Annotated in this window: 12 protein-coding genes; 5 read left to right on the top strand and 7 right to left on the bottom strand. The window is 69.1% G+C overall.

Features of this window, described 5'->3' with window-relative positions; genetic code table 11:
• Genes ACK4SE_RS01925 through folD form a run of 3 tightly spaced genes read right to left on the bottom strand, consistent with a single transcriptional unit; the run spans position 1 to position 2,398 of the window.
• Entirely contained in the window at positions 1 to 801 is an 801-nt protein-coding gene (locus tag ACK4SE_RS01925; protein WP_409687976.1) for a TPM domain-containing protein, read from the bottom strand.
• Entirely contained in the window at positions 798 to 1,436 is a 639-nt protein-coding gene (locus ACK4SE_RS01920; protein WP_409687974.1) for a LemA family protein, read from the bottom strand. The genes ACK4SE_RS01925 and ACK4SE_RS01920 overlap by 4 nt, the downstream gene beginning before the upstream one ends.
• Before the next feature lie 50 nt (positions 1,437 to 1,486).
• Positions 1,487 to 2,398: a bifunctional methylenetetrahydrofolate dehydrogenase/methenyltetrahydrofolate cyclohydrolase FolD gene (gene folD, locus ACK4SE_RS01915; protein ID WP_409687971.1), complete on the bottom strand. Its 912-nt coding sequence runs from the start codon at positions 2,396 to 2,398 to the stop codon at positions 1,487 to 1,489.
• Positions 2,399 to 2,492: 94 nt separating this feature from the next.
• Between folD and ACK4SE_RS01910 the strand changes: the two genes are divergently transcribed.
• Positions 2,493 to 4,355, top strand: coding sequence for a PPC domain-containing protein (locus ACK4SE_RS01910; protein ID WP_409687969.1), 1,863 nt, complete (start codon positions 2,493 to 2,495; stop codon positions 4,353 to 4,355).
• Between the two features lie 196 nt (positions 4,356 to 4,551).
• Here the strand turns inward: ACK4SE_RS01910 and hutH are convergent, their stop codons facing one another.
• Positions 4,552 to 6,084 carry a histidine ammonia-lyase gene (gene hutH, locus ACK4SE_RS01905; protein ID WP_409687966.1) on the bottom strand — a complete coding sequence of 511 codons (1,533 nt, stop codon included), beginning with the start codon at positions 6,082 to 6,084 and terminating at the stop codon, positions 4,552 to 4,554.
• Positions 6,081 to 7,754 carry a urocanate hydratase gene (gene hutU, locus ACK4SE_RS01900; RefSeq protein ID WP_409687963.1) on the bottom strand — a complete coding sequence of 558 codons (1,674 nt, stop codon included), beginning with the start codon at positions 7,752 to 7,754 and terminating at the stop codon, positions 6,081 to 6,083. Before hutU ends, hutH begins: the two co-directional genes overlap by 4 nt.
• Before the next feature lie 64 nt (positions 7,755 to 7,818).
• Here hutU and ACK4SE_RS01895 point away from each other — a divergent pair, with 64 nt between their 5' ends.
• Genes ACK4SE_RS01895 through ACK4SE_RS01880 form a run of 4 tightly spaced genes read left to right on the top strand, consistent with a single transcriptional unit; the run spans position 7,819 to position 12,048 of the window.
• On the top strand, positions 7,819 to 8,673 hold the full coding sequence (locus ACK4SE_RS01895) for an agmatinase family protein (protein ID WP_409687960.1): 855 nt from the start codon (positions 7,819 to 7,821) through the stop codon (positions 8,671 to 8,673).
• Complete coding sequence (gene hutI / locus ACK4SE_RS01890; RefSeq protein WP_409688667.1) at positions 8,673 to 9,884, top strand: imidazolonepropionase; 1,212 nt, start codon at positions 8,673 to 8,675, stop codon at positions 9,882 to 9,884. Before ACK4SE_RS01895 ends, hutI begins: the two co-directional genes overlap by 1 nt.
• A gap of 45 nt (positions 9,885 to 9,929) precedes the next feature.
• On the top strand, positions 9,930 to 10,394 hold the full coding sequence (locus ACK4SE_RS01885) for a DUF6265 family protein (protein ID WP_409687957.1): 465 nt from the start codon (positions 9,930 to 9,932) through the stop codon (positions 10,392 to 10,394).
• A gap of 4 nt (positions 10,395 to 10,398) precedes the next feature.
• A complete protein-coding gene (locus ACK4SE_RS01880) occupies positions 10,399 to 12,048 on the top strand; it encodes a phytoene desaturase family protein (protein WP_409687955.1) in 1,650 nt (549 codons plus the stop codon).
• On the opposite strand, the gene ACK4SE_RS01875 is transcribed toward ACK4SE_RS01880, so the two are convergent.
• Positions 11,990 to 12,367 (bottom strand): response regulator, encoded by a 378-nt coding sequence (locus ACK4SE_RS01875; protein WP_409687952.1) that lies wholly within the window; start codon positions 12,365 to 12,367, stop codon positions 11,990 to 11,992. The two genes, ACK4SE_RS01880 and ACK4SE_RS01875, sit on opposite strands and share 59 nt — an antisense overlap.
• Positions 12,360 to 13,874, bottom strand: coding sequence for a sensor histidine kinase (locus ACK4SE_RS01870; protein ID WP_409687949.1), 1,515 nt, complete (start codon positions 13,872 to 13,874; stop codon positions 12,360 to 12,362). The genes ACK4SE_RS01875 and ACK4SE_RS01870 overlap by 8 nt, the downstream gene beginning before the upstream one ends.
• Positions 13,875 to 13,902 lie beyond the last annotated feature (28 nt).

Raw genomic sequence — 13,902 nt, 5'->3', positions numbered from 1 at the left:
TCACCATCCTCCCGAGGCGCCGCCGCCGCCGAAGCTGCCGCCGCCGCCGCTGAAGCCGCCGAATCCGCCGCCGCCGCCGAATCCGCCGCCCGACCGGCCGCTGGTGCGGCTCCGCGCCGCCTCGGTCGCCGCCCAGATCAGGATCGGCGTCAGGCCGTCGCGTCCCCGCCGTCCCCGCCGCCCCGGCGCCCGCGCGGAGGACACCGCGCCGATGATCCCCAGCAGCAGGAACACGCCGATGATGATCAGCACGCCCCAGATCATGCCGGGCTCTGGCCGTTCGACCGCCTGGGCGCGGGCCAGGGCTTCGGCCTCGTCCAGCGTCATCTGGGTGATGAGGGCGTCGACGCCCTGGGTGATGCCCCGCTCGAACCCCGCCTCGCGGAAGGCCGGGAGCATCTCTTCATGAATGATGCGGGCGGACAGGGCGTCCGTCAGGATCGGCTCCAGCCCATAGCCTACCTCGATGCGCACCTTGCGCTCGTTGGGGGCGACGATCAGCAGCACGCCGTTGTCGTCCTCACCCTGCCCGATTCCCCAGGCCCGGCCCAGCCGGTAGCCGTAATCCTCGATGGGATAGCCTTGCAGGTCGTTTACCGTCACCACCACCAGCTGGTCGGTGGTCTCGGCCTCCAGCGCTTCCAGCCGGGCCGTCAGAGCCGCCTCGCTGTCGGCCGACAGCAGGCGCGCCTCGTCCACCACCCGTCCGCTCAGGGCCGGGAAGGTCTGGGACAGGGCGGGCAGGGCCGTCAGCCATACGGCTGTCAGGGCGATGGCCCACAGGAACGGATGAACCCTCACCGGGCAGGCGTGGTCTGTCCCGCGGAAGCGGGCGGCGCGTCCAGATTGAAGTTCACCTCGGGCGCCGTCTGCGCGGCCTCGGTCGCCTGGAACGGCTGCATGGGCTCCGAGGCGCCATGGAGGGTGCTGGCCCAGATCACACCCGGGAAGGTGCGGAGCTCGGTGTTGTAGTCGGCGACGGCCTCATTGTAGTCGCGCCGGGCGATGGCGATGCGGTTCTCCGCGCCTTCCAGCTGGGACTGCAGCTCGAGGAAATTGCGGTTGGACTGCAGCTCCGGATAAGCCTCGACCACAAGGAGCAGGCGCGACAGGGCCCCGGCCAGTTCGGACTGGGACGCCTGGAATTCCTGCATCGCGGCGGCGTCGTCGGGGCTGACAGTGACCGAGGTGGCGCGGGCGCGGGCCTCGATCACCTCGTTCAGCACCGTGCGCTCCTGCACGGCCGAGGCCTGGACCGTGGCCACCAGATTGGGCACCAGATCGGCGCGGCGCTGGTACTGGCTCTGGACGTCGCCCCAGGCGGCGCGGGCGCGCTCCTCCTTGGTGGGGATGGCGTTGACGCCGCATCCGGCCAGCGCCGGAATCAGGGCCAGGGCGAGGATCGAACCCGCCCACGAACGTTTCGCCGTCATCATGAATCTCCGCCGCCTGCCTGGGGAGACTATTCCCCCTCAATGACGGCAGTTCAAGCGTCGGGCAGGGCCGGGTCGAGCCCCCCAGCCCGGCAGGCGGCCGTGTATGTGTTCAGCAGCAGACAGGCGATGGTCATGGGGCCGACGCCGCCGGGGACCGGGGTGATGGCGCCGGCGACCTCGACGGCCTCGGCGAAGGCCACGTCGCCCACGACCCGGGTCTTGCCCTGGGCCGCCTTCTCGGGATCGGCGGATGGCACACGGTTGATGCCCACATCGATCACCGTGGCGCCCGGCTTGATCCAGTCGCCCCGGATCATCTCCGGCCGACCCACGGCGGCCACCAGAATGTCGGCGGTGCGGGTGAGGGCGGGCAGGTCGCGGGTGCGCGAATGGGCGACGGTGACGGTGCAGCTCTCGGCCAGCAGCAGCTGGGCCATGGGCTTGCCCACGATGTTGGAGCGTCCGACGATGACCGCGGTCCGACCCGTCAGGTCGCCCAGCTGATCCTTCAGCAGCATGACGCTGCCCAGCGGGGTGCAGGGCACCAGCCCCGGCAGGCCCACGGCCAGGCGGCCTGCATTGACCACGTGAAAGCCGTCCACGTCCTTGTCCGGGTCGATGGCGCCCAGCACCGCGGCGGAGTCGATGTGATCGGGCAGGGGCAACTGGACCAGAATGCCGTGGATGCCCGGATCGGCGTTCAGGTCCGCGATCAGGTCCAGCAGCTGATCCTGGGCGGTTTCCGCGGACAGGCGGTGGGTGTCCGAGCGCATGCCGGCGGCCAGGGTGCGTTCGCCCTTGTTACGCACATAAATCTGGCTGGCGGGGTCCTCGCCGACGATGACCACCGCCAGACCGGGCTTGAGGCCATGGCGAGCCTGAAGATCGGCCACCGCGAGGGTGATGCGGACCACCAGACCGTCGGCGAAAGCCTTGCCGTCGATGCGTTTTGCCTCGGCCATGATCGTCCTCGTCAGAAATCGTGTGCGGGGGGCGATTTACAGCCGCGCCCGTTCGGCGTCTATGATCGGCCTGAACTCAAGGGGGATTCCACTCATGCTGAACGCTCGTCGCCACCTTATCGCTGTCAGCGCCATCGCCCTCATGGCGGCTGCGCCGGCTCTGGCGCAGGACGCGCCCATGCTGACCCTGGGCCAGACCGTTGACGGGGTGCTGGAGGAGGGCGACGCCTACGGCCCGGTCAAATCCTGGAGCGACGAAGAACACCTCCATGACGATTATCTGATCCGCCTGGAGTCCGGCCAGCGCCTTGAGATCGGACTGACCTCCGGGGACTTCGATTCCTATCTGGCGCTCTACCGGGACGGGACGCAGGACACGCGCGAGCCGCTGGTCAGTGATGACGACAGCGGGGGCTATCCGCACGCCCTGCTGTGGCACACGGTGGATACCAGCGGAACGTACCGCATCCAGGTTCGCGGATTCAGTCCGGACTCGGCCGGCGCCTACCAGTTGACCCTTGTCGAGCGCCCCCCGGCGCCCCCCGAGCCGAGGCCGTCCCGTATCCAGCCGAGAGGCGAGGTCAACGGCGAGCTGGCGCGCGGCGTCGACCCGCAACTGTCCAACGACGAACTCTACGACGTCTATGTGTTCCGGGCGCGGGCGGGAGAGCGGGTCCAGGTTCGTCTCAACGCCGAGGATTTCGACCCGATCGTCTATGTGGGCCGCGGCGCCGGTGGTGCGTTCGAGGAACTGGGCCGCAACGATGACGGCGGTGACGGCACGCTCAACTCGCGCCTCATCTTCACGGCCCCTGAAACGGGAGACTATGTCATCCGCGCTGCGGCCCTGTCGGCCAGCGGCGAGGGGTCTTACGTCCTGTCCCTGGGCGACGCCCCGGAAGCGCCCGCCCTCCGGCGGCTGGCCATCGGCGATTCCATCGAGAGCGAGCTGGGCGAGGATGCGGCCGAAGATGACTCGGGCCGGCTCTACGAGGGATACGCCTTCCGCGCGCGCGCCGGTCAGCGCGTGGTGTTCGCCATGGTGTCGGATGACTTCGACACCTACCTCGAACTGGGCCGCACCGGCGCGGGCGGGTTCGAATCCATCGCGTCTGATGATGACGGGGGCGAGGGTCTGAACTCGCGGCTGCTGCATACCTTCGCCGAGGCGGCCCAGTATGAGCTGCGCGCGCGGTCGTTCGGCGGCTCGAGCGGGGGAGCCTATGGTCTCAGTGTGACCGAGGTGGAGCCCGATCCGGAGCCCACGCCGCTGGCCTTCGGCCGGTCGGTGCAGGGCGAGATCAACGACGCCAGCGCCCGGGGACTTTCTGACGGCCGCTTCAACGCCTATCGCTTCCGGGGTGAGGAAGGTCAGCGGGTGCAGATCGTCATGCGGTCCGGCGACTTCGATTCCTATCTGGAGATCGGATCCGCCGGGGGGGAGTTCGAGGCCCTGGCCTATGACGACGACGGCCTGGGCGAAGGTCTGAACTCTCGCCTGAACTTCACCATTCCCGAGACCGGCGATTACATCGTGCGGGCCCAGCCGCTCGGCGGCGGTGGACGCGGCCTTTACGATCTGGAGCTGACCGATCGCGGTCCGGCGCCGGTGGCGGGCAGCCTGCTGATCGGCGCCACGGTGCGCGGACGCCTGGACGAGACCGACAGCATGGCGGCTGGCGATTCCAGCTTCTACGACGACTACCGGTTCCAGGCCGCGGAAGGCGACCGACTGCGGATCACCATGGTGTCCAACGAGTTCGACGCCTTCCTGGCGCTGGGCCGGGGGCTCGCCGAGGACTTCATCCTGCTGGCCTCGGACGACGACGGCCTGTCGGACACCAATTCGCTGATCGAGCACACTTTCGATGAGGCGGGCTGGTACACCCTGCGGGCCAACAGCTATTCCCCGAACGCCACCGGCGCCTATGTCATCAGCATCGAGCGGCGGGAGTAGGCCGCCGGGCGAACCCGCGGCAAATCCCCCATTTCCGACGCCCACTTCCGCCTGAAACAAGGCTTTTCGCCCGTCGAGAGCGCCAGTTACGCCCCCTGCCTCCGCACGCCCCTACAATGGGCGATCAGAAGCGGGCCAGGAGGTGTGAACGGCGACGCGTTAGACTCTCGTTGCACTCTTTTTTCGCTCCGGAGTCTCACCCCAGCGCCACCGCCCCGGGGCAGAGCGTCGCCAGGCCGCCGCCCTCGATCACCTCGGCGGCGGCCTGGATGTGGTCGGCGAAATAGCGGTCGGTGGGGATGGCAGCAGCCACCGTGCGCAGCTGGTCCAGCGCCTGCTCCAGCGGGGGCGACGACCTCAGCGGGCGGTGGTGCTCCATCCCCTCGGCGGCGGCCAGCAGCTCGACCGCGAGGATGTGGGCCACATTGTCGGCCATGTCGCCCAGACGTCGGGCGCCGTGGGTGGCCATGGAGACATGGTCCTCCTGACCGGCCGAGGTGGGGATGGTGTCCACCACCGCCGGATGGGCCAGCATCTTGTTCTCGGACGCCAGCGCCGCGGCGGTGACCTGGGCGATCATGAAGCCCGAGTTGAGGCCCGGATCGCTGGTCAGGAAGGCGGGCAGGCCGCTCATCTTGGGATCGATAAGGATGGCCACGCGGCGCTCGGACAGGCTGCCGATCTCGGCGATGCACAGGGCCAGCTGGTCGGCGGCGAAGGCCACCGGCTCGGCGTGGAAATTGCCCCCCGACAGCACGTCGCCGCTGTCGGGGAAGACCAGCGGGTTGTCGGTGGCGGCGTTGGCCTCGATCACCAGCGTCCGGGCGACGGCGCGCATGACGTCGAGAATGGCCCCCATGACCTGGGGCTGACAGCGGAAGGAGTAGGGGTCCTGAACCTTCAGGCAATCATCGCGGTGGCTGTTCCGGATAGAGCTGTCGGCCATCAGGGCGCGCAGGGCGGACGCCGCAGCGATCTGGCCCGGCTGGCCGCGCAGCTTGTGGATGCGCGCGTCGAACGGCGCGTCGGACCCCTTCAGCGCGTCGGTGGACATGGCGCCCGTGACCAGCGCCGAGCGGAACAGGGTTTCCGTCCGGAACAGGCCCACCAGCGCCAGGGCCGTGGAGCACTGGGTGCCGTTCAGCAGGGCCAGGCCCTCCTTGGCCGCGAGGACGACGGGTGTCAGGCCCGCCTTCTCCAGCGCGAGGTCGGCCGGTTCCCAGGCATCCTCGAACCACACCTTCTGGCGTGGCTCGCCGATCATGGCGGCGGCCAGATGGGCGAGGGGGGCCAGATCGCCCGAGGCGCCCACCGAGCCCTTGGCCGGGATCAGCGGAACCAGCCCCCGGTTCAGCATCTCGGCCAGAAGCTGGACCGTCTGGCGCCGCACGCCCGAGACCCCGCGCGTCAGCGACGCGACCTTCAGCGCCATGATCAGGCGCACGGTCTGGTGCGCCAGGGGAGCGCCGACGCCGCAGGCGTGGGACAGGACCAGGTTCTTCTGCAGGGTCTCCAGATCCGCGTCGTCGATGCGGGTGTTGGCCAGCAGGCCGAAACCGGTGTTGACCCCGTAGACGGTACGGCCGTCCTCGACGATCCGGGCCACCGTGGCCGCGCCCTGATCCAGCAGGTCGAGGGCCGCGGGGGCGATGACGACGGGCGTGTGCTCCGTCGTCAGGGTGCGCAGTTGGTCCAGCGTCAGGCGCTCGGCGCCGATGGTGATGCTCATCGTGCGGCCTCCAGCGAGGGCAGGTTCAGCCCGTGCTCGCGCGCGGCGTAACTGGCGATGTCATACCCCGCGTCGGCGTGGCGCATGACGCCGGTGGCCGGGTCGTTCCAGAGGACCCGCTCCAGTCGCTTCGCCGCTTCGGGCGTGCCGTCGGCGACGATGACCACGCCGGAGTGCTGGGAGTATCCCATGCCCACCCCGCCGCCATGGTGCAGCGACACCCACGAGGCGCCCGAGGCCGTGTTCAGCAAGGCGTTCAGCAGGGGCCAGTCGGACACGGCGTCGGAGCCGTCCATCATTGATTCCGTCTCGCGATTGGGGCTGGCCACCGATCCGGAGTCCAGATGGTCCCGTCCGATGACAATGGGGGCCGACAGTTCGCCCGACGCCACCATCTCGTTGAACATCAGCCCCGCCCGATGCCGGTCGCCCAGGCCGATCCAGCAGATGCGCGCGGGCAGGCCCTGGAACGCGATGCGCTCGCCCGCCATGTCCAGCCAGCGGTGCAGCCCGGCGTTGTCAGGAAACAGGCGCTTCATGGCCGCGTCGGTCTTGTGGATGTCGTCGGGGTTGCCCGACAGCGCCGCCCAGCGGAACGGCCCGATGCCCCGGCAGAACAGGGGGCGGATATAGGCGGGCACGAAGCCGGGGAAGGCGAAGGCGTCCGTCACCCCCTCGTCGAAGGCCACCTGACGGATGTTGTTGCCGTAGTCGGTGGTGGGCACGCCCTGGCCATGGAAATCCAGCATGGCCTGCACGTGCACCGCCATGGACGCGCGGGCGGCTTTTTCGACGGCGGCGGGGTCGGTCTGGCGCTTCGCCTCCCACTCGGCGACGCTCCAGCCGGAGGGCAGATAGCCGTTGACCGGGTCGTGGGCGCTGGTCTGGTCGGTGACCAGGTCGGGCCGTACGCCACGCCGGATCAGTTCAGGCAGCACATCCGCTGCATTACCCAATAGACCGATTGATTGAGGGTTTTTGTCGCGGATGGACTGGTTCAGAAGCTCGAGCGCCTCATCAAGGGTGTCGGCCGCCACGTCCAGGTAACGGGTGCGCAGGCGCATCTCGATGCGGCTGGGCTGGCACTCAATGGCCAGGCACGAGGCGCCCGCCATGGTGGCCGCCAGCGGCTGGGCCCCGCCCATGCCGCCGAGGCCTGCGGTCAGGATCCACTTGCCCGACCAGTCGCCGCCGTAATGCTGGCGGCCCGCCTCCATGAAGGTCTCGTAGGTGCCCTGAACGATGCCCTGGGTGCCGATGTAGATCCAGGACCCGGCGGTCATCTGGCCGTACATCATCAGGCCCTTGCGATCGAGTTCGTTGAAGTGCTCCCACGTGGCCCATTTGGGCACCAGATTGGAGTTGGCGATCAGCACGCGCGGCGCGTCCTCATGGGTGCGAAACACGCCCACTGGCTTGCCCGACTGGACCAGCAGGGTCTCGTCCGGCTCCAGCCGCGTCAGCTGGTCGACGATGCGGTCGAAGGACGGCCAGTCGCGCGCGGCCTTGCCAATGCCGCCATAGACCACGAGATCCTCAGGCCGTTCGGCCACCTCGGGATCCAGATTGTTCATCAGCATGCGCAGGGCGGCCTCGGCGGCCCAGGTCTTCGCGGTCTTCTCCGGCCCGCGGGGGCTGCGGATGACGCGTGAGTTCTGTTGAGTCGTCATGACTGTCTCTCTACGCTCTCCCACCATGACGACGAAAGACTCAGAGGCGCTTTCCTGGCGGTCCGTGGCCGACCTCCTCGGCGACCACCCCGACGCGCCCGTGGCCCTGATCGGGGCGCCACTGAACGAGCGGTCGCTGACGCCGGGGCGCTGTGACCTTGGCCCCAAGGCCCTGCGCGCCGTGCTGCCGCGCCTGTCCACCTACGATCTGGAGACCGGCGTGGAGCTGGATGTGGGGGTCCACGACGCGGGCGATGTGGCTTTGAAGGCCGTGTCCCCCGCCGACGCCTTCGAGCCAGTGCGCGACGCCGTGGCGGCGCAGGCGCACAGGGCCCTGACGATCCTGATCGGCGGCAACAACGCCATCACCCGGCCGGCGGCCCACGCCCTCGGGCTGGAGCGGGTGGGGGTGCTGACCCTCGACGCCCATTTCGACCTGCGCGACACCGATCAGGGCCTGACCAACGGCAACCCGATCCAGGCGCTGCTGGACGACGGGCTGACCGGGCGGCGTATCAGTCAGGTGGGTCTGGCCCCCTTCGCCAACACCCGCCGCGCCCACGAAAAGGCCATGGCCGCGGGCATCTCGGTGCGCACGGCGCGCCAGTGCCGCGAGCAGGGACTGGCCGCTGTCGTGGCGCAGGAGCTGGAGCGGCTGTCGGGGCTTTGCGACCTCATCCATGTGGACTTCGACATCGACGTGATCGACCGCAGCCAGTGGCCCGCCAGTCCCGGCGCCCGGCCGGGCGGGGTGTCGGCGCAAGACTTCTTCGACGCCGCCCGGGTCATCGGCGCCCACGGCAAGGTGCGCGCCGTGGACCTGACCGAATACGACCCTTCGCTGGAGGTGGGCGATCTGGGGAGCCTGACGGCGGGGCGCTGGTTCTGCGAAATTCTGGCGGGGGTGCAGGGGCGATGATCCGCGCCGACCGCCTCATCACAGACTGCCGCCTCGCCACCATGGTTGATAGGGGCGAGGCCTATGGCGCCGTCGAGGACGGGGCGGTCCTGATCCGGGACGGGGACATTGTCTGGGTCGGGGCGCGGGCGGACCTGCCCGAGCATGAGGCGGCGGAGACCGATCGGCTGGACGGGCGCTGGGTCACGCCGGGGCTGATCGACTGCCATACCCATCTGGTGTTCGGCGGCGACCGGTCGGGCGAGTTCGAGCAGCGACTGGGCGGCGCCACCTATGAGGAGATCGCGCGGGCGGGCGGGGGCATCGTCTCCAGCGTGCGCATGACGCGCGAGGCGTCCGAGGACGATCTGGTCGCCTCGGCCCTGAGGCGGCTGGCGGGGCTGAAGGCATCGGGCGTCACCACGGTTGAGATCAAGTCCGGCTACGGGCTGGACCGGGACAGCGAGCTGAAGATGCTACGCGCCGCCCGACGGGTGGGCGTCGAGGGCGGGGTGCAAGTGGCCACAAGCTATCTGGGCCTGCACGCCGTGCCGCCGGAGTACCGGGACAACCGGGCCGCCTATGTGGACCTGGCGGTGGACGAGATCCTGCCCGCCGCCCACGCCGAGGGGCTGGTGGACGCGGTGGACGCCTACTGCGAGCCCATCGCCTTCTCCACCGATGAGGTGGCGCGGCTGTTCGACAAGGCCAAGGCGCTGGGCTTGCCGGTCAAGCTGCACGCGGACCAACTGTCCAACGGCGGCGGGGCGGCGCTGGCGGCGCGATACGGGGCGCTGTCGGCGGATCATATCGAATATGCCGACGAGGCCGGCATTGCGGCCATGGCCAATGCGGGGGTCGTGGCCGTGCTGCTGCCCGGCGCCTTCCTGATGCTGCAGGAAGAGACGCCTCCACCCATCGGGGCGCTGCGCGGCCATGGGGTGGCGATGGCCGTGGCCACGGACTGCAATCCCGGCACGTCGCCGGTGGCGTCCCTGCTGGCGGCCATGACCCTGGCCTGCGTGCAGTTCCGACTGACGCCCGAGGAGGCGCTGGCCGGCGCGACACGCCATTCCGCGAAGGCGCTGGGGATGGCGGACCGCATCGGCACGCTGGAGGTCGGCAAGGCGGCGGATCTGGCGGTCTGGGACATCACCCGCCCGGCGGAGCTCTGCTACTGGCTGGGCGCGCCGCTGCTCCATCGCCGCTATGCGGCCGGCCGGCCGGATTGACTCCAGGACCGAAAGCGCGCGCCTTGGAAGGGGGAGGATGACGCCATGCTGATCGCCATTCTGGGCGCCTTGTCGCTGACCAGCCCGGCGCCCGCGCCGCAGGCCGCGGTGGACCTGTCCTGGCTGGAAGGCCGCTGGCGCGCCTGCGCGGACGGGCGCGAGACGGTGGAGGTCTGGTCGCGGGCGGATGACGGCCTGCTGTTCGGCCATTCGGTGACCCGGCAGGGGGGACGCATCGCGGAATGGGAGCAATTGCGCATCGTCACGCGGGACGGCGTGACGCTCTATCAGGCCATGCCCGGCGGTCGGGCGGCGGTGGACTTCGTGCTGGTGGATCAGGTTCCCGAGGGCGCGGTGTTCGAGAACCGCGAGAACGACTGGCCCAACATCATCGTCTATGAACGGCACGAGACGGGGCTGACGGCGACGGTGCGCGGTCTGGACGGCGAGGACGAGCCGGAGATGCGCTGGGACTATGTGGCGGCGGACGCCTCGGCCGGGTGTGACTGATCTCGTGAGCACGCGGACGGACACCGACGTCGTCATCCTGGGCGGCGGACACAACGGGCTGGTGTGTGCCTTCTATCTGGCGCGGGCCGGGCTGAAGGTGACGGTGCTGGAGCGGCGCGGCGTGGTCGGCGGCGCGGCGGTGACGGAGGAATTCCATCCGGGCTTCCGCAACTCCACCGCCAGCTACACGGTCAGCCTGCTGAACCCCAGGATCATCGCCGACATGGATCTGGTCGGGCGCGGCCTGCGGGTGGTCGAGCGCAAGGTGGGCAATTTCCTGCCGCTGGACGACAGCCGATACCTGCTGGCTGGGGAATGGCGGACCCAGGCCGAGGTGGCGAAATTCTCGGCGAGGGACGCCGAGCGTCTGCCCGAGTACGAGCGGCGGCTGGAGGCGGTGGCGGATGTGCTGCGCGACCTGATCCTCACCACCCCGCCCAATGTGGTGGAGGGTGGCTGGGCTGCGGCGATTCCCGAGATGCTGAAGGCCGCGTCGGTGGGCCGACGCATGGCGGGGCTGGACACCACCGCCCGGCGCGATCTGCTGGACCTGTTCACCAAGTCGGCAGGCGACTGGCTGGACGGCTGGTTCGAGAGCGATCCGGTGAAGGCGCTGTTCGGCTTCGACAGCGTGGTGGGCAACTACGCCAGTCCCTACACGCCCGGCTCGGCCTATGTGCTGCTGCACCACGTCTTTGGGGAAGTGAACGGCAAGCGGGGCGTCTGGGGCCACGCCATCGGCGGCATGGGGGCGATCACCCAGGCCATGGCGGCGGCGTGCGCCGAAGAGGGCGTGGACATTCGCCTGGATAGTCCCGTGACCGAGGTGCTGACCGAGAAGGGCCGGGCCGTGGGGGTGGTGACGGAAGCGGGCGAGACCGTGCGGGGCCGGGCCGTGGTCTCGAACCTGCACCCCCGGCTGCTGTTCGAGCGGCTGGTAGACCCGGCCGTGGTCCCGGCGGACTTCAGCGAGCGGATCGGCGGCTATGCGTCGGGCTCCGGCACCTTTCGAATGAACGTGGCTCTGTCGGAGCTGCCGCGCTTCACCTGCCTGCCGGAGCGGGGCGACCACCTGACGGCGGGGATCATCATCGCGCCCAGCCTCGACTACATGGACCGGGCCTTCATGGACGCGCGGCGGGACGGCTGGTCGAAGGCGCCGATCGTGGAGATGCTGATCCCCTCGACCCTGGACGACAGTCTGGCGCCGGCGGACGCCCATGTGGCCAGCCTGTTCTGCCAGCATGTGGCGCCGACCCTGTCAGAGGGCCGGTCGTGGGACGACCATCGCGACGAGGTGGCGGATCTGATGATCGACACGGTGGATCGTCTGGCGCCGGGGTTCAAAGCGTCGGTGTTGGGGCGGCTGGCGCTGACGCCGCTGGATCTGGAGCGGCGCTTCGGTCTGGTGGGCGGCGACATTTTCCACGGACGGCTGAGTCTGGACCAGTTGTTCAGCGCGCGGCCGGTGCTGGGCCACGCGGATCACCGCATGCCGGTTCCGGGCCTTTATCTGTGTGGCTCAGGCGCGCACCCGGGCGGGGGCGTGACCGGGGCTCCGGGGCACAATGCGGCGCGGGAAATCCTGAACGACCTCAGGCGCGGGCGACGCCCAGCGCATTCAGCATGGCGTCCCGCACCGCAGCTTCGCTGAAAGGCTTCTGGAGCGCGTTGGCGCCGCGCCACTTCTCGGGCAGGCCCGCTTCGCCGTAGCCGGTGGAGAACACCACGGGCACGCCCCGCTTGGCCAGGGCGTCGGCCACCGGAAACACCTCGCGGCCCGCCACGTTCACGTCCAGCAGCGCCAGGTCGAGATCGGGTTCGTTTTCGGCCTTGTGGACGCCTTCATCCACGGTCGAGACTGGACCGACGGGGATGCATCCCATGTCCTCGAGAATGGTCTCCAGCAGCATGGCGACGAGTGACTCGTCTTCCACCACCAGAACCTTGCGGCCCGCCAACGCGTTACTCATGTCCGTCGCCCCGATCCAGCGGTATAGAGATTTCCGCGCTAAAGCCGTCGCTTGCGTAGACGAGTTTCGCCTCTCCCGCCAGATCGTGCCGGACATTCCTTTCGATCAGACGACTGCCGAAACCGCGTCGGCTCGGTTCGGTGACCGGGGGCCCGCCCTGTTCCCGCCAGAGGATCACCAGTTTGCGATCGGTGAGGTTCTGCACGCTCCAGTCCACGAACACGCGTCCGTCGCCCGTGCTGAGGGCTCCGTACTTGGCGGCGTTGGTGGCGAGCTCGTGGAAAATCATGCCCAGGGACACCGCCATGGCGGGCGTCAGGGCGACGGCGGGTCCGTTCAGGATCACCCTGTGAATTCCGTGAGCCAGGGTTTCGTGCTGGAGCACGTCGCGCAAGTCGGCGCCTTCCCAGTGGCTGCGGGTCAACAGATTATGGGTGTGCGAGAGCGCCATCAGGCGTGACTGGAAGGTCTCGGCAAAGCTGGCGGGATCCTCATGGGTCCGGGCGGTCTGCACGGCGATGGACTGGACCGTGGCCAGGGTGTTCTTCACCCGGTGGTTCAGCTCGTCGATCATCAGGCGCTGGCGCTGGTCGGCCCTGACCGTCTCGGTTATCTCATGGCCCTGGACGAAGACGCCGACAACGCGGCCCTCCTCGCCCCGGATCGGCTGGTAGATGAAGTTCAGGTAGACGTCTTCCAGATCACCGCCCTTGCGCCGCTGCAGCTGGAGCAGGCTCTCGCGCCCTTCGTAGGTCTCGCCCGTCGTATAGACGTGGTCGAGCAGGTCCACGAACCCCTGATCCACCACCTCGGGCAGGGCCTCCCGCACCGGCTTGCCCAGCACCTCCCGGTGCCCGATCAACTGACCGTAGGCGGAGTTCGCCAGCTCGAAGATGTGGTCAGGGCCGCCCAGGACGGCGACAAAGCCGGGCGCCTGCATGAAGAGGTCGTTCAGCTTGCGGCGCTCGATTTCCAGCTTCCGGTTGCTCTGCTGAACCTGCTGGGCCCGGGCCAGGACGCCGCCACCCAGGGCTGCATCCAGGGCGCTGGCGGTCTCGCCGGTGACGGCGCCCACCTGCCGGCGCAAGCTCTCGATCTCGGTGATGTCGGTGGTGTGCTGAAGCACAAAGGCCACCTGGCCCGTCTCGTCCTTGATGGGGGTGTGTGTGGCGCTCCAGTAGCGGTCCTCGTAAATCACCGCGCCTGTGGGGTCCTCGTAGGGGATCGAGAACCGAACGATGGCCAGATGGTCGCGGCGGCCGGTCCGGACGGCGTTAAGCAGGGAGTCGCGGACCTGACGGACGTTCTCGGGCGCTTCGTCGCCCGGGCCGGAGTCGAAGGCCTCGAAAAGCGGGCGGCCGACGATCTGATCGAGCTGCGAGTTAACCAGCTCAAGATAGGCCGTGTTGGCGCTGGCGATCACCAGCTCCGGAGTCACCAGCACATAGGCGTTGGGGGAAGCGTCAAAGGCTGCGCCCAGATCCATCGTGTTCGCCGGTTGGCGCAAATCATACCTCCGTGGCGCGGGCGCTGAC

The sequence above is a fragment of the Brevundimonas sp. genome (assembly GCF_046293315.1).
Taxonomy (GTDB): domain Bacteria; phylum Pseudomonadota; class Alphaproteobacteria; order Caulobacterales; family Caulobacteraceae; genus Brevundimonas.
Note: the sequence above shows the minus strand (reverse complement) of the source record. Positions and strands in the feature narration are given on the sequence as shown.